Raw genomic sequence first — 15,620 nt, forward strand, 5'->3', positions numbered from 1 at the left:
GAAAAAATAAAAAGTAAGAATGAAAATAGGAATTTTAGGAGGCGGACAATTGGGAAGAATGCTGATTCAAAGCGCACTGAAATACGACGACGAATTTTATACGCTGGATCCGGCTTCTGATGCCCCATGCAACACGATCTCACATTTTACACAGGGAAATTTCAATGACTATGAAACCGTCCTGAATTTTGGGAAAGACAAGGATGTGGTAAGTATTGAAATAGAACATGTGAATGCAGATGCTTTGGCAGAACTTGAGAAACAGGGCATAAAAGTAGTTCCGAATGCCGCCATTATCAAAACCATTCAGCAAAAGATCCTTCAGAAGGAATTCTATAAAATACACGATATTCCGAGTCCTGAATTTCAGGTAGTATGGAACAGTGATGAAAAGATCATCATGCCGCTGCCTTTTGTTCAGAAAATGAATACCGGTGGTTATGACGGAAAAGGAGTGCAGGTGATTAAAACTGAAAATGATTACCAGAATTTATGGAAAGAAGCTTCTGTAATTGAGAACCTGGTTGATATCGATAAAGAACTTTCCGTGATCGTTGCCAGAAATGAAAGCGGAGAAACCAAAACCTTTCCTGTAACGGAAATGGTAGCAGATCCAAAACTGAACCTGCTTGATTTCAATATCTGTCCTGTATTTTTAAGTGAGGATATTCAGAACCAGATCGATTCTATTACTCAGAAATTTCTGAATGCGGTAAATTCACCAGGGCTTTTTGCTATTGAACTATTCCTTGACAAAGAAGGAAAGGTTTGGGTGAATGAAACCGCTCCAAGATTACACAATTCCGGCCACCAGAGTCAGGAAGGTAATGCCAATTCCCAGTTTGAACAGATGTACCGCGTGGTGAAAAATTTACCATTGGCAGATACAGATGCATTGGGATTCAGTGGGATGCTGAACCTTGTGGGAGCAGAAGGCCATGCAGGAAAAGTAATTTATGAAGGCATGGAAGACGTATTGAAACTTCCGAAAACCTACGTTCACCTTTACGGAAAAACGGAAACCAAGCCCGGAAGAAAAATGGGCCATATCAATGTACTGGCTGATTCCAGAGAAGATTTGATGGAAAAGCTGGTGAAAGTAAAAAGTATGGTGAGGGTAATTGCTGAATAAAATAAATAAGATTAAATATAATCGGCTGCGATAATCATTGCAGCCGTTTTTTTATGGATGAATTTTCTGAACTTAAAGAAATCAAAGTGTTTTTCGCCTGACCATCTCCATGTTTTGCATCATCTTTCATCTTCAGAATGAAACTTTATTTTATAAGAATGTATTATGATATCTGCCGGAGTATTAAATGGAATGGGGAATAATGGGTTTTTATTTGTTTTTATATAATTTAACAGAAAAAATCTCTTAAGATTGAAATAAAACATGTATTTTCATAACGCAAAATCCGAAAATATAAAAATTCGGAAAAAAACAAATACTATTTATTATGAAAAACTTAAAAAAAATCTCAAGAGAAGCTTTAAAATCTGTAAAAGGCGGAATTACTCCGGAATGTGCCCAATGGTGGAGCTCAGGACGACCTTATTATCCAAATCAGGCAGCGTGTCTTCAGTCTCCGGACTTTGACCCTGACAATAATTTTGGTTGTCATAATGCTTGCGGACGTTGGTACGTACTATAAAAAAACTTATTTAAACAGTTACAAGTCGGAGGAGAAATCTTCCGACTTATTTATTTAATATCTTTCTCACTTACTTTCTCAAAAACCTTTTTCTCCTCATTCCATACGAAAGCATGGTAATACACATTCTCGGCTTCATTGGATTCCCGGCAGATGCTGGCAATAAACAGTCTGCTGTCCGGGTAGAAAATTGCCCTGTCATCGGCAAACAGGCAGGAGGTTTCTTCTCCCAGCGGAAGCCCGTAGATTTTTCCGTCGCGGACATCCATCATCATTCCCATAATACAGCTGGCACCACATCCGAAAATAACGGTAATATAATAGCTGGCAAAATTAGGTGTTCCCGCTTCGTAGGCGTCCTTAATCCTTGTTCTGAAATTGTATGCACCTTCATCACTGGAAAAATCCAGTTTTGCTTTTTTGACGAATTTATAATGGGCAGAGGGAAATTTGCTGAAGGTAAAATCCTCGGAAACAACTTCAGGTTCTGCGCGGGGTTCTTCGGTTTTTATATTTTCCGGTTCATCTGCCGCTGCTGTATCGGTTTTCAGTTCTTCCGGGGGCATTGCTGCAACGGTGTCAGCTACGGCGGATTGTGAAACTTCTGTTTTTACAGCTTCTTTCTTCTCTTTGCACGAAAATAAGGCTAAAGCTATCAGCGGTATGAGTAATGGATTGATTTTCATGTATGTTTTTTTTAATATTTTCTGTTAAAAAGGCATGATGAGGTTTTTTCCTTTATACACTCCTTTTGCTATTGTAAAAAGAACGGCATAACCTCCGGCTCCATCCGAATTCACCATATTGATGTACAGCGTTTCATGTTCTGAATCAAAATAGCATGTAGCAGATTCGGTATTGATATTAAACAGATTCTCAACTTCTTTTGGTGATATTTGAAGTGTTTTCCCGCCTGTTTTCACAGTGATCAATTTATAATGGGTCTGCGGAATAGTCCCATCCGTTCCCCAGATTTGCTGACCTTTAAACTTATCTTCAACTTTATAACCGTTGTGGTCAGTGATAGAAAAATACTTTTTGTTCTGTGCGTAATTGAAAGGTTCAGATTCAATAATGACAGTGATATTTTTTGAGTTAAAAACCACTTTGTTTTCATTCATAGAAACCGCGGGAACCGATTCGTAGGATTCTATATATTTAATTCTTGAACTGTGAATATATCCTGAAAGGGTTTTCCCGTTTCTATTGGTGTAATCAGCATTAAGCCAGCTTTTACTGTCTTCAGGACTGAAAATATAAAGGATCTCATCCGAATTGATCTTTCCCACAATCTCACTTTTCACATCTGCTTCTTTCCTCAGGTTCACATAGCCGTCTTTATCAACGATTTTTGCAAACTGAGCAAACGTACACTGGAAGCTTAGCATGGCGGCCAGCAGAATAATTGTCTTAGTTTTCAATGATGTTTTTTATCAGTTTAAATTAATCCTTTTTACTTGAAAATCTTCTGGATTACATTTCCTATTTCCATAAAATCATCGTGATTCCCTACAGAACGTATCTCAGGGCTGTTTTCGTCAAATTCAGAGAATGGGAAGATCAGCAGATAATTATTGTCACTTAAATAGCGGTTCAGCAGTTCAGGAATCATCCTCATCCGTGGAATATAAGATTGCATCCCGCGTTTTGCCATCAGAACGATCAGAGCTTCATCTTCTTTCAGTTCTGCCGCTGTTTTTTCACCATCCTGCCAGGTGCTCATAATGATGAATTCAGCTTCTATATTGGCTTTTTTGTTAATTCTCTGGAGGATATTCAGGATATTTTCCGGAGCATAAAAAACGATGGTGGCACCGGAGTTTCTCGCAATATTCCATACCCTCAGCAATGCATGAAAGAATCCGGCTTCTTTGTGGGCATTTTCCGGGATCATCACTGCATATTTTTTGATGGTGGAAAGCGGTTGTGCGGCATGATAAACCAGCACATTCGCATCGTCATTCTGAAGATATCCGTTATAAAGATTGTACACAAAAGAAGGGGAGAAGCCTTTCTCATCCTCAAGCCCGATGATAAGGTCTGTAATTTTCTGCTCTTTAATCACATTTTTAACGCCGTTGATCACGTCATTGTCATACCTTTTTAAAGTCTGCATTTTAACATCAGCAGCGGAAGCAGCATCAGCCGCCAGGTGAAGAAGTTTTTCAGCATTTTTTACAGAGGATTCATTTTTATCTTCATTAATTACATTTAACGCAAACAGATTTTCCGTATTTGAATGGGCTTTGATCAGGATTCCCAGATTCACCATTCTGTCTACTGTTTCCTCATGATTGATCGCCAGCAGGATGTTTTCTTCTTCATGGCTGTTGCCGGAAACCGTATCGTCATTATCACTTTCTGCAATCTTTTGGGCACTTGCCATGGAAATGAAAGAAGAGATTGTACATGAAATAAGGATCAGAAGAATACTTCCGTTCAGAACGTGTTCATTCAACAATCTTACGGGTTCTCCTGTTTCTGTTTCGGAGAGGATGATATTGTATCCTACCATCACGGAAGCCAGTGTTGCCGCTGCGGAAGCTGAGCTGAGTCCGAAAATAAGTTTTCCTTCCTCTTTGGAAAGCCTGAATGTTTTTTGAGTCATTACCGCCGAAAGATATTTTCCTCCAATGGAAGCGACGAGCATAATGGCTGCTACTTCCAGCGTTTCCCAGCTTTTAAAGAACACTTTGAAATCGATAAGCATTCCCACACTGATCAGGAAGAAAGGAATAAAGATGGCATTTCCTACAAATTCTACACGGTTCATCAGCGATGAAGTATGAGGAATAAGTCTGTTTAAAGCCAATCCGGCAAAGAATGCCCCGATAATAGCCTCCACACCTGCCAGTTCAGCCAGCAGTGCGGCCAGATAGATCATCACAAGAACAAAGATATATTGGGAAATCTTATCATCCACTTTTTTGAAAAACCAACGCCCTATAATCGGGAATACAATCAGGACGATCAGGGCAAATACAATAAAGGAAACGGAAAGTTTTACCCAGAATTCTGTACCTACATCGCCCTGCGACATACCTACGATCACGGCAAGGACCAAAAGCGCCAGAATATCGGTAATCATGGTTCCACCGACTGTAATATTGACGGCTTTATTTTTTGCAATGCCTAATTTACTCACCAAAGGATAAGCAATCAGTGTATGTGAAGAAAAAAGACTGGCAAAAAGGATGGAAGTAAGTACAGAGAAATGCAGCAGGTAATAGCCACCGAGATAACCGAGAACAAAGGGAACAATAAAGGTGTACAGCCCGAAAGTAAGGCTTTTCCACTTGTTCTTTTTAAAATCGCCCATATCGATCTCCAGACCTGCCAGGAACATAATGTAAAGAAGGCCTGTAGTTCCCGTCACAACAATGCTGCTGTCTCTTGCCAGGATATTAAAACCATTCGGACCGATCACGGCTCCGGCAATGATCAACCCCAGCAGATGCGGCACTTTGATTTTGTTCAAAAGAAGGGGAGCGGCAAGGATGATGACCAGTACCAACAGGAATTTTAATACCGGATCTTCAATGGGAAAACTCAGATTATGTATACTCAGTAAAATCATAGGTGTTTTTATTTGGTGGAACGTACTAATTCAACGGAAAACTTAGCAGTACAGCCGTTGTTGACTGTAATGGTTCTTGTTCCTTTGAGTTTATTATCAGAAATATCATTAAGCAGAACGTTCATTTCTACTTTTTTCTGTGACGTGGAATCTGTTTTGAAATTAAGGCTGATCTCGTTATTTTCAAACTTGCCGGAATACAGGCGTACCAGATTATTATTGTTGATGATTTTTGTGGACAGGTGGATAGAATCACTGTCGAATTCCCAAACATCCGTTCTTTGGTCGCCCACTACATAATCACTGCAGTTGGATTCCGTACAGATGACTTTTCCGTTCCAGGATCCGGAAATTTCTTCCGGCCACAATACAATCTTAACAGAATCTTTTTTTGAGAAAATACTGTCTCTCATTTTTAAAAGAGACTGATATTCAGCTTCTTTTTTTGCAAATGTTTTTTCTTTTTCTAGCAATTGTTTTTCCCTTTCCGTCAGGTTTTTTTCTTTTTCCTTATAATCACAGCTGATCAGGAGAAAGGAACCTACGAAAAGGATAAAAAGTGTGTTTTTAAGCATATTGTCGGTGTTGGTGTAAACAATATAGGAAAAAATAAGGGAAATATCAAATTACTGCCCTTCAAATCGGCTTAAACAGGAAAAAAATAAGGTTTTTATTTTCCCGCAGATTCTACAGATTAGACAGATTTTAAAAACATTAAGATCAATGAAGAAGAGAAGAGTAGTTAAGAAAAAATCTAAAGATTTATTTAGTGTTGTTCTTAAAGAAGAGCCATTCTTAATATTCTTAAAAACTTAAAAAATCTTAATGGTTCAGATGTTTTAAGATGAAGGCTAATAGTTTTCTTTGGGTCTTTTGTGATTGTTTTTTTATTTCCCGCAGATTTCGCAGATTTTTACAGATCTTACAAAGACTGATGTTCCAACAATGATAAAATCGACATAGGAAAATGGAGCGTTAAAAAAATAAATTCTGTGAACGTTAAAAAAATTCTACTGTCTGAAGCGCGAGATCTATTCTGAATCGAATAACCCATATTGAACTCGCGCAAGTTTTAGAATTTTTAGAGAACAGGATTTATTTTTAGCGGAAGTTTCCCGGTCTTGAATTTTTTATTCTTTTGTTTCAAGGCAAAAGAATATTTAGAGAAAAAAATGCTTTTTGATATGTCTCGCACAGATTTTACGGATAATGCAGATTTTTTAACCAAGGATTAACTTAGAGACTAATCTCTGGAAATTGTTGGTTATCGCAAAGGACGCGAAGGTTTTATTTCTTCTGTGTGCTTTAAGGCGCGAGGATTTTATCGAAGATAAAATTTAATGCTGTTGATTTATTAGTTTTACTGGTAATTTTATGATCGTTTATTCTCTCGTAGATTTTTTTACCACAGATTTTCACGGATTAGCACAGATTTTCTGAAAAGATTGTTTTTTACAACTTTGATAGAACTGACTTCGGAAAATGGAGCGTTAAAAAAATAAATTTTGTGAACGTTAAAAAAATTCTACTGTCTGAAGCGCGGGATATCTACAGAAATGAAAAAGCAACAGTACATCCGCGCAAGTTTTAGAATTTTTAGAGAGCAGAATTTATTTTTAGCGGAAGTTTCCAGGTCTTGAATTTTTTATTCTTTTGTTTCAAGGCAAAAGAATATTTAGAGAAAAAAAATTGCTTTCTGATATGTTTCGCGCAGATTTTACGGATAATGCAGATTTTTTAACCAAGGATTAACTTAGAGACTAATCTCTGGAAATTGCTGGTTATCGCAAAGGAGGCGAAGGTTTTATTTCTTCTGTCTGTTTTAGGGCGCAAGGATTTTATCGAAGATAAAATTTAATGCTGTTGATTTATTGGTACGTTTACGGGTAATTTTATGATAGTTTATTCTCTCGTAGATTTTTTTACCACAGATTTCCACGGATTAGCACAGATCTTCTGAAAAGATTGTTTTTTACAACTGTGATAAAACTGACTTAGGAAAATGGAGCGTTAAGAAAATAAATTCTGTGAACGTTAAGAAAATTCTACTGTCCGAAGCGCGGGATATCTACAGAAATGAAAAAGCAACAGTACATCCGCGCAAGTTTTAGAATTTTTAGAGAGCAGAATTTATTTTTAGCGGAAGTTTCCCGGTCTTGAATTTTTGATTCTTTTGTTTCAAGGCAAAAGAATATTTAGAGAAAAAAATGCTTTCTGATATGTCTCGTACAGATTTTACGGATAATGCAGATTTTTTAACCAAGGATTAACTTAGAGACTAATCTCTGGAAATTGTTGGTTATCGCAAAGGAGGCGAAGGTTTTATTTCTTCTGTCTGTTTTAAGGCGCGAGGATTTTATCGAAGATAAAATTTAATGCTGTTGATTTATTAGTTTTACTGGTAATTTTATGATCGTTTATTCTCTCGTAGATTTTTTTACCACAGATTTTCACGGATTAGCACAGATTTTCTGAAAAGATTGTTTTTTACAACTTTGATAGAACTGACTTCGGAAAATGGAGCGTTAAAAAAATAAATTCTGTGAACGTTAAGAAAATTCTACTGTCTGAAGCGCGAGATCTATTCTGAATCGAATAACCCATATTGAACTCGCGCAAGTTTTAGAATTTTTAGAGAACAGGATTTATTTTTAGCGGAAGTTTCCCGGTCTTGAATTTTTGATTCTTTTGTTTCAAGACAAAAGAATATATGTAAAAAAAATCGGATAGTTTTTTACTTTTACTCTACCTTCTGTTTACTAAACATTCCCGGCTTGTAATTAATAATAAAAACCCCGCAGATAATCATTACTGCTGCCAGGATAAATTTAGCGGAAATTTTCTCATCCATGATCAGCCAGCCCAGAAATATGGCAATGACGGTATTGATATAGGCCAATATGGAAACCTGTACCGGTGAAATTTTGGTTAAGGCATAATGGAAGGCGAAAAATGCAGCCACAGATCCAAATACAGCCAGATAAAGCATCGCCGAAATACTTTTTAAACTCCAGTTTCCGAAATTATAATTCTCTGAAAACAGGAATGCAAAAATCACCTGTACCACTCCTGCAAACAGGAACTGATAGAAAAGATTCAGGGTGATATTTCCGCTCTGGATATTAAACTTTTTGGTGAAAATAGTTCCGGAAGCCCATCCGGCAATAGCACAGAAAAGGAAGATCATTCCCGTTCTGTATTGCGGATTGGCAAGATCCTGAATGCCATCCCAGAAAATAAAAAGAATACCGCTGAAACACAATAAAACACCCGCCATAGCCCGGAAACTGAACTTCTGCAAACCTACCGCCACACTTCCTAAAAATACCAGAATAGGCGAACAGGCACTGATGAGTGAAGCGAGACTGCTGGAAACCGTCTCCTCAGCAACAGTGGTCATTCCGTTGGCAACAACCAGCATCAGTGAAGCAAAAACAACCTGATAGCCCAGATTTTTCCAGCCGACCCATTTGAACTCTTTCCTCGACAGAAGAACGAGAAGCATGATGAGGGCAGCCAGAAACTGACGGATTCCCGCAACAAACCATGCAGGAATAGTTTCTACGGCAACACGGATAGCCAGAAATGTAGTTCCCCACACAATGGCAACAGTGAGAACGGCAAAAATAAGTTTGTAATCTTTCAATGTGAATGCTTGGTATAACAAACAAATATACCCGTTATAAAATGAAAAATATGGGTACAGTTGTTTGGATTTTTAAAGATACAGATGATTAATAGTGAATAGTGAAAATTTAATAGTGAAAAATGAAAAGAGGATAATGAAGAGGTTGTTAGGATTGTCAATTAATAAGTTCCAGCTTCTCTTTTCCGGCTTCCATCCTTTTTGGCTTAAATTTTTTATCTTTGAGGATCTAATAAAAATTGAAGATGGTAGGAATTATTATGGGCAGCCAGAGCGATCTGCCGATTATGGAACAGGCTGCAAATTTTTTGAAAAGCCTTGATATTCCGTACGAACTGACGGTAGTTTCGGCGCACAGAACTCCGGAAAGAATGTTTGACTACGCGAAAACGGCCAAGGAAAGAGGCCTTAAAGTAATCATTGCAGGAGCCGGAGGCGCGGCACACCTTCCGGGAATGGTAGCAAGCTGCACGACTTTGCCGGTAATCGGGGTTCCGATTTTGTCCAGTAATTCTATTGATGGCTGGGATTCAGTATTGTCTATCCTTCAGATGCCGGGTGGAATTCCTGTGGCAACGGTAGCATTGAACGGAGCTTTAAATGCCGGAATTTTAGCGGTAAAAATTCTGGGAAGTGCGGATGAAGCAATCACTGAAAACCTGCAGAAATATCAGGATTCTCTTAAAGATAAAGTATTGGGAACAGTGGATGATATCAAAGCCATGCACCCGAATCATTTTGATCTGTAAATAACACGCACACCAATAAAAAAAATCGCCCTATCAGAAGATAAGGCGATTTTTGTTTTATTTCCTGATCAATTTAAAAGACCGGATTTTTTCCTTTGAAATAAGCTGCAGCATATAATTTCCCGGTAGTAAAGATTCTACATTGATGCTATCACCTTTTATATGGTCTTTCATTACTATTCTGCCTGATGCATCCAGGATGATGTAAGAAATGATTTCCGGCATATTCCTGATAAAAATGCTATGATGCACGGGGTTGGGATAGATAGACCCGCTTTCTTCCAAATGGGAGTCTGAAACAGATAATACCCGGCAATCTCCAGGCAGATCATAAGTGAAAATCCAGCCTTTAGCAATCAGGATATTTCTTTTATCAACCACATCCGAAGAATAGGTAAGCGGTTGCAGCGGGCCCAGATTAATATTATCTGGTGTATTGGTATTCATGGCCCATCCGGAGAGGGTTTTGCTGTAATTGGTACAGTTAATCCCCGAATTATAAAAAACCGTGTGCGCATCGATAAGAAATGGAAGATTCCAGCTTTCCAGACTTTGATTAAAGTGGACCGCTCCTGTAAACATGGTATTCATAGTAGTCACTTTGCTGGTTTTCCATGAATCAAGAGGCTGGTTGAATGCGGTACAGCCATGAAACATATGGGAAATATCAGTGGCGTTGGAGATATTCCAATTGTTGAGCGGCTGATTAAAATTGGGGTTGAAATGAAAGAGGAAGGTCATATTGGTCACATTCGAAGTATTCCAGTTGTTCAAAGGCTGATTAAAATTAAGTGTTTCAGCGAACATATACTGCATACTTGTAACATTTGATGTATTCCAGTTATTCAGATTCTGATTAAATTTTTTGTTGTTGTAAAACATGTAACTGAAATTCCCGGCAGATGAAGTATCCCAGGAGCCTATTGGGGCATCAAAATTATCCTGTGATGAAAAAGGAGGACTGGCAAACATATATTCAAAATTTATGATGGACGATGTATTCCAGGTGTCCATTGATGGGTTTCCCGCAAACTGTCTGATATTGTAGAACATATAGGAAGCATCAGTAGCCAGGGAAAGATCAGGAGAGTCGGATGCAGTCAGCTGCAGGGAAGGGCAGTTTGCAAATGCACTCTTCATAGAAGTCCATGGAATATTTCCCCATTGAACTATTTCCATAACCTTATCAATATTTCCGTAATGAGTCCATGAGTTGCCTACGTTGGTGCCGAATCGAATCTGTTTGAATAGACCGTTTCCGTTGCTTACTTTTACTTTATAAGTGGCATTGGCAGGAATGGGGTTCAGAGGAGCTCCGAACTGAATCAGTACCTGTTTATTCGAATTGACATTCACCATGGTACCATTATGCTGAGGGTAGTTTACTTCTTCCCACGTAATGGTGTAGTTGTCACCAATTCCCGGAAACCATATTTCATTAACTCCTGCCTGTACAGGAGCATCTATAGTGACGGAGTTCAGTGGCTGGAGATTGGGTTTCCAGATTGTAATAAATTCATCCTGGGCCTTAATTGATTGAAATAATAATGTTATTGAAATAAATAATAGAATTTTATTAATCATATATTAGTTTTTTGGAAATAAATATATGTAAATTAATAAAACTCCGCAAATAGTGAAAAATCTATTCCCGTATTCTTATTATATTGCTGTTAATAAAAAAACGCTTCAATATCTGAAGCGTTTTTATTAGTCCTGGGCCATATTGTCCCGGGTATTTTTTTGAACGGAAATGGCTCCGAAAAGCGCCAGAAGAAATGCAAATGCATAAAATCCTTTTTCACTGGGAAGGATGGTGGCATTCCAAAGGCCGACTGCCAGAAGTACAATAGATGACAGGGTGGCAAACCAGCAGATCCCATAATAAATATCCGTTACCGGAATATTTTCCAGCCTGTCACGAACTGCTTTCTGCAGAGAGACTACGGCAAAGAGACCATACAAAAGGATGGTGAAATAGTATCCCTTTTCGTTCAGCTGCATCTCTGCTCTTGCAAGACCAACGATAAAGCCGACCATCCCTGCGCCTAATGCTACCCACGATGCCGCAATGAATGCATTTGATACTTTTTGTTTTTTCATGAATTAATGTTTTGTTTAAGGGGTAAATATATTCATTTTTTCTAAATATAGATCTTACAAAAGGGAAATATGGGAAAAACCCGGAATAGATTTCTTATTTGGCCTTAAGTTTTGGCTAAAGCCGGATGATTTTGTTTTATGATAAAACGGACTAAAGTCCGTTCCTATTGAATATCTGTAAGAATGGTGATCTAAAAGTCACAATCCATAATTTTACCCATAGTTCCAATAGCAGCAGCTACTTATCAATTTAAACCTGTCAGAACGGAAATATGGGGAGAACCCGGAACAGATTTCTTATTTGGCCTTAAGTTTTGGCTAAAGCCGGATGATCTTGTTTTATGATAAAAACGGACTAAAGTCCGTTCCTATTGAATACCTGTAGGGATGATGATCTAAAAGTCATAATCCATAATTTTACCCATAGTTCCAATAGCAGCAGCTACTTATCAATTTAAACCTGTCAGAACGGAAATATGGGGAGAACCCGGAACAGGTCTCTTCTTTGATTTTGAGTTTTGGCTAAAGCCGGATGATTTTGTTTCATGATAAAACGGACTAAAGTCCGTTCCTTTTGAATATCTGTAAGAATAGTGATTCAAAATTCATCATTCAAAATTCCACACCTTCTCTCTAGCCCCGATAGCAGCGGTTACCCCACAGCGGGAAGGGTTAAGCTTTGGGGCGAGGAGTATGAGCGGATAGCGGGATCAGCTCATAAAAAAACTCCCCGGATTGGAGAGTTTACTATTTTATTGAATGATATATTCGTAATTATACTGAGCGGAAAGGCTTCCGTTGGCTTCTTTTGAAATAACCTGAACAGGTAAACCGTAGCTGTTGTAATGTATGGTAGAAGTTCTGCTTTGTGTCTGTTCCCAGGCGCCAGTGCTTTTGTGGCTTATCTTTTCTGTCAGATAATTGTTTTGGCTTATAGCGTAAGCTCCTCTCATCGTGATTCTTAGATATTTGTTGGTATGGGTGTACGGGTTCAGTTTGTCATCATAAGTGAAAACAGTTTTGGTATTGAAAATGAATCCTCCCTCTGAAGTTTCTGACGAAATATTGTTTCCATTATAAGTATAAGTGTCTACAATAGGATGGGAACAGTCCGGGGATTGGCAAAGGGTGGAAGAGATGATCTGTCCGGCGGCATTGTAATTATAGGTAATCGTTCTGTTGTTATCCGGGTTTGCATAGATTGCTTTAACGTTTACCAGCTGTTCTCCGTTATAATTAAAAGCAGAATAGTATTCCAGTGTCTGGTTGGTATTGTAATAGTTTATTTTTACAGGTTTTCCGTTACTGTATTCAAATGTGGAAGTTCCTGATGGTGACACTGTTTTTATAAGTTCACCCTGGTTGTTGTATTCAAGGGTCTGTGTGCTTGTCTGTGGCTGGGACGGGTTGTCATAGTAAACGATCGTGATTTTACTTAACAATACCTTGGGTTCGAAAGGAGTATTGATGCCATCATTATCATCATTGCTGCTGCAGCTGTTAAAGAATACAACAGAGCTCATCAGTCCCAGAAATAAGTACTTTTTCATGCTATTTTTTTACCCGGCAAAAATAAGGAATGTTCCATACCTCTGCATAAAAAAATCCCACTATCTTGAAATAGTGGGATAATATCATATTGTATTGATCTCTTAGTATCTGTAGTATTCAGGCTTGAATGGCCCTTTTACATCTACACCGATATAATCAGCCTGTTCCGGAGAAAGAGTTTCCAGTTCAACGCTTAATTTTTTAAGGTGTAAAGCTGCTACTTTTTCATCAAGATGCTTTGGAAGCATGTATACTTCATTTTTGTAAGCAGCAGAGTTGTTCCATAATTCGATCTGAGCCAGAGTCTGGTTAGAGAACGAGTTAGACATTACGAAACTTGGGTGTCCTGTAGCACATCCAAGGTTTACCAGTCTACCTTCTGCAAGGATAATTACTTCTTTACCTTCGATGGTGTAGATATCTACCTGAGGCTTCACTTCAGATTTCGTGTGACCGTAGTTTGTGTTTAACCAAGCCATATCGATTTCATTATCGAAGTGACCGATGTTACAAACGATCGCTTTATCTTTCATTTTAAGGAAATGCTCTCCTCTTACAATGTTGAAGTTACCGGTAGTCGTGATTACGATATCTGCGTTATCTACCACAGTATCCAGTCTTTTTACTTCGTAACCGTCCATTGCAGCCTGAAGCGCACAAATAGGGTCAATTTCTGTAACCGTAACGATAGAACCCGCTCCTCTGAAAGAAGCAGCAGTTCCTTTACCTACATCTCCGTATCCGCAAACTACCACTCTTTTTCCTGCAAGCATCACGTCTGTAGCTCTTCTTACTGCATCTACAGCAGATTCCTTACATCCGTATTTGTTGTCGAATTTAGATTTAGTTACCGAATCGTTTACATTGATGGCAGGCATTACCAAAGTTCCGTTTTTCATTCTTTCGTACAGTCTGTGTACACCTGTAGTGGTTTCTTCAGAAAGTCCTTTGATATCTTTTGTGAATTCAGGATATTTATCGAAAACCATATTCGTTAAATCTCCACCATCATCAAGAATCATGTTCAATGGTTTTCTGTCTTCCCCGAAGAATAATGTCTGCTCTATACACCAGTCAAAATCTTCCTCGTTCAGACCTTTCCATGCATAAACAGGGATTCCTGCAGCAGCAATAGCAGCAGCAGCGTGATCCTGGGTAGAGAAAATATTACAAGAAGACCATGTAACTTCAGCTCCTAAAGCTACCAATGTCTCGATAAGTACGGCAGTCTGGATGGTCATGTGAAGACATCCGGCAATTCTTGCTCCTTTTAAGGGTTGAGACGGTCCGTATTCTTCACGGATAGACATCAGACCTGGCATTTCTGCTTCAGCAAGGGTAATTTCTTTTCTTCCCCATTCTGCTAGGGATATGTCCTTCACTTTGTAAGGAACGTATTGTGTTGTAGTACTCATATGAATGAATAAATTTAAATTCAGTTGATAACGAAATGCAAAATTACAATTAATAATTTAGATAAAAAAACGGCAGATCGGGTTCCGTTTCATGAGATTATACAGGATTTAAAGTTATTTAGTCTTAATATAAATAACTACTTTTGCTGAGATAAAATTTTATACTATGAATCATACCCATACTCAGGAAGATGCCAACAGAAAAGCAAGACCTGTCGCCCCCAAAGTTAAAGAACTGATAGACCGTACCCAAAGTGTGATTTTGGCTACCGTAGATGCGGAAGGAAATCCTAATTCCAGCTATGCTCCTTTTGTACAGGTAGATAATACCTTTTATATATTGGTTTCTTTCATGGCAAAGCATACCAAAAATCTTGCCGACGGAAGAAAAGCTTCAGTTATGTTTATTGAGGATGAGTCTGCTACCAAACAGATCTATGCCCGTGAACGTTTAACGATCGAAGCAGCACCTTCCCGGATCGAAAGAGATTCAGAAATCTGGAACACCGTTGTTACCAAGCTGAAAGAAACCCACGGAAAAGTAGTGGATGTGATTGCTGATATGCAGGATTTTATTCTTATTGCTTTACAACCGGTAAAAGGTTCTTATGTGAACGGATTCGGAAGCGCGTATTTTGTAGATGAAAATCTTGAGATTCTTGAGCACAGAAATGATGTGAATCATCAGTCTAAATAATAGGAAGGGAAGATGGGGGGTGTTGAGGTTGAGGCTAAGGCTAAGATTGAGGTTAAGGCTCCCATCTTCCGTCCTTTCATGATATTTTCTATTCCTTCATTTTCTAATTGATTCAGAGAATTTATTGTTGAGGTCTGCCATTACCTCCATCTTCCGGCTTCCATCCCAGCCTTTACATTATATTTTCTATTCCATCATTTTCTAATTGATTCGGAGAATTATTTTTG

13 protein-coding genes are annotated in these 15,620 nt (G+C 38.4%); 4 read left to right on the plus strand and 9 right to left on the minus strand.

The window, feature by feature from the left end; genetic code table 11:
• Positions 1-19 precede the first annotated feature (19 nt).
• Both JET18_RS04850 and JET18_RS04855 read left to right on the plus strand, forming a co-directional pair.
• Entirely contained in the window at positions 20-1,132 is a 1,113-nt protein-coding gene (locus tag JET18_RS04850) for a 5-(carboxyamino)imidazole ribonucleotide synthase (protein ID WP_202089487.1), read from the plus strand.
• Between the two features lie 328 nt (positions 1,133-1,460).
• Entirely contained in the window at positions 1,461-1,655 is a 195-nt protein-coding gene (locus JET18_RS04855) for a bacteriocin-like protein (RefSeq protein ID WP_202089488.1), read from the plus strand.
• Positions 1,656-1,705: 50 nt separating this feature from the next.
• Here JET18_RS04855 and JET18_RS04860 read toward each other — a convergent pair whose 3' ends face one another.
• From JET18_RS04860 to JET18_RS04880, 5 genes are all read right to left on the minus strand, one after another.
• The gene (locus JET18_RS04860) at positions 1,706-2,341 is read right to left on the minus strand and encodes a hypothetical protein (protein ID WP_202089489.1); all 636 of its coding nucleotides are present in this window, start codon (positions 2,339-2,341) and stop codon (positions 1,706-1,708) included.
• Positions 2,342-2,365: 24 nt separating this feature from the next.
• Positions 2,366-3,076, minus strand: coding sequence for an SH3 domain-containing protein (locus tag JET18_RS04865; RefSeq protein ID WP_202089490.1), 711 nt, complete (start codon positions 3,074-3,076; stop codon positions 2,366-2,368).
• A 32-nt stretch (positions 3,077-3,108) separates the two neighbouring features.
• On the minus strand, positions 3,109-5,232 hold the full coding sequence (locus JET18_RS04870) for a cation:proton antiporter (protein ID WP_202089491.1): 2,124 nt from the start codon (positions 5,230-5,232) through the stop codon (positions 3,109-3,111).
• A gap of 8 nt (positions 5,233-5,240) precedes the next feature.
• On the minus strand, positions 5,241-5,807 hold the full coding sequence (locus JET18_RS04875; protein ID WP_202089492.1) for a hypothetical protein: 567 nt from the start codon (positions 5,805-5,807) through the stop codon (positions 5,241-5,243).
• Positions 5,808-7,972: 2,165 nt separating this feature from the next.
• Entirely contained in the window at positions 7,973-8,878 is a 906-nt protein-coding gene (locus JET18_RS04880; RefSeq protein WP_202089493.1) for a DMT family transporter, read from the minus strand.
• Positions 8,879-9,123: 245 nt separating this feature from the next.
• Between JET18_RS04880 and purE the strand changes: the two genes are divergently transcribed.
• Complete coding sequence (gene purE / locus JET18_RS04885) at positions 9,124-9,627, plus strand: 5-(carboxyamino)imidazole ribonucleotide mutase (protein WP_202089494.1); 504 nt, start codon at positions 9,124-9,126, stop codon at positions 9,625-9,627.
• 57 nt (positions 9,628-9,684) lie between these two features.
• Here the strand turns inward: purE and JET18_RS04890 are convergent, their stop codons facing one another.
• The 4 genes from JET18_RS04890 to ahcY form a co-directional block, all read right to left on the minus strand.
• Complete coding sequence (locus JET18_RS04890; RefSeq protein ID WP_202089495.1) at positions 9,685-11,211, minus strand: BspA family leucine-rich repeat surface protein; 1,527 nt, start codon at positions 11,209-11,211, stop codon at positions 9,685-9,687.
• Between the two features lie 126 nt (positions 11,212-11,337).
• Positions 11,338-11,730 carry an inner membrane protein YiaA gene (gene yiaA / locus JET18_RS04895; protein WP_202089496.1) on the minus strand — a complete coding sequence of 131 codons (393 nt, stop codon included), beginning with the start codon at positions 11,728-11,730 and terminating at the stop codon, positions 11,338-11,340.
• A gap of 752 nt (positions 11,731-12,482) precedes the next feature.
• Positions 12,483-13,280, minus strand: a complete 798-nt coding sequence (locus JET18_RS04900) for a hypothetical protein (RefSeq protein WP_202089497.1) — start codon at positions 13,278-13,280, stop codon at positions 12,483-12,485.
• Between the two features lie 102 nt (positions 13,281-13,382).
• On the minus strand, positions 13,383-14,696 hold the full coding sequence (gene ahcY / locus JET18_RS04905) for an adenosylhomocysteinase (protein ID WP_202089498.1): 1,314 nt from the start codon (positions 14,694-14,696) through the stop codon (positions 13,383-13,385).
• 166 nt (positions 14,697-14,862) lie between these two features.
• On the opposite strand from ahcY, the gene JET18_RS04910 reads away from it, so the two are divergent.
• Entirely contained in the window at positions 14,863-15,393 is a 531-nt protein-coding gene (locus JET18_RS04910) for a HugZ family pyridoxamine 5'-phosphate oxidase (RefSeq protein ID WP_202089499.1), read from the plus strand.
• Positions 15,394-15,620: the final 227 nt, after the last annotated feature.

Origin of the sequence: Chryseobacterium endalhagicum (genome assembly GCF_016745235.1) — a bacterium.
Taxonomy (GTDB): domain Bacteria; phylum Bacteroidota; class Bacteroidia; order Flavobacteriales; family Weeksellaceae; genus Chryseobacterium; species Chryseobacterium endalhagicum.

What these genes read in the sequence shown, in the direction of transcription:
- JET18_RS04850 (WP_202089487.1), top strand. Translation starts at nt 20, where the DNA reads ATGAAAATAGGAATTTTAGGAGGCGGACAATTGGGAAGAATGCTGATT.
- JET18_RS04855 (WP_202089488.1), top strand. Translation starts at nt 1,461, where the DNA reads ATGAAAAACTTAAAAAAAATCTCAAGAGAAGCTTTAAAATCTGTAAAA.
- JET18_RS04860 (WP_202089489.1), bottom strand. Translation starts at nt 2,341, where the DNA reads ATGAAAATCAATCCATTACTCATACCGCTGATAGCTTTAGCCTTATTT.
- JET18_RS04870 (WP_202089491.1), bottom strand. Translation starts at nt 5,232, where the DNA reads ATGATTTTACTGAGTATACATAATCTGAGTTTTCCCATTGAAGATCCG.
- JET18_RS04875 (WP_202089492.1), bottom strand. Translation starts at nt 5,807, where the DNA reads ATGCTTAAAAACACACTTTTTATCCTTTTCGTAGGTTCCTTTCTCCTG.
- purE (WP_202089494.1), top strand. Translation starts at nt 9,124, where the DNA reads ATGGTAGGAATTATTATGGGCAGCCAGAGCGATCTGCCGATTATGGAA.
- JET18_RS04890 (WP_202089495.1), bottom strand. Translation starts at nt 11,211, where the DNA reads ATGATTAATAAAATTCTATTATTTATTTCAATAACATTATTATTTCAA.
- yiaA (WP_202089496.1), bottom strand. Translation starts at nt 11,730, where the DNA reads ATGAAAAAACAAAAAGTATCAAATGCATTCATTGCGGCATCGTGGGTA.
- JET18_RS04900 (WP_202089497.1), bottom strand. Translation starts at nt 13,280, where the DNA reads ATGAAAAAGTACTTATTTCTGGGACTGATGAGCTCTGTTGTATTCTTT.
- ahcY (WP_202089498.1), bottom strand. Translation starts at nt 14,696, where the DNA reads ATGAGTACTACAACACAATACGTTCCTTACAAAGTGAAGGACATATCC.
- JET18_RS04910 (WP_202089499.1), top strand. Translation starts at nt 14,863, where the DNA reads ATGAATCATACCCATACTCAGGAAGATGCCAACAGAAAAGCAAGACCT.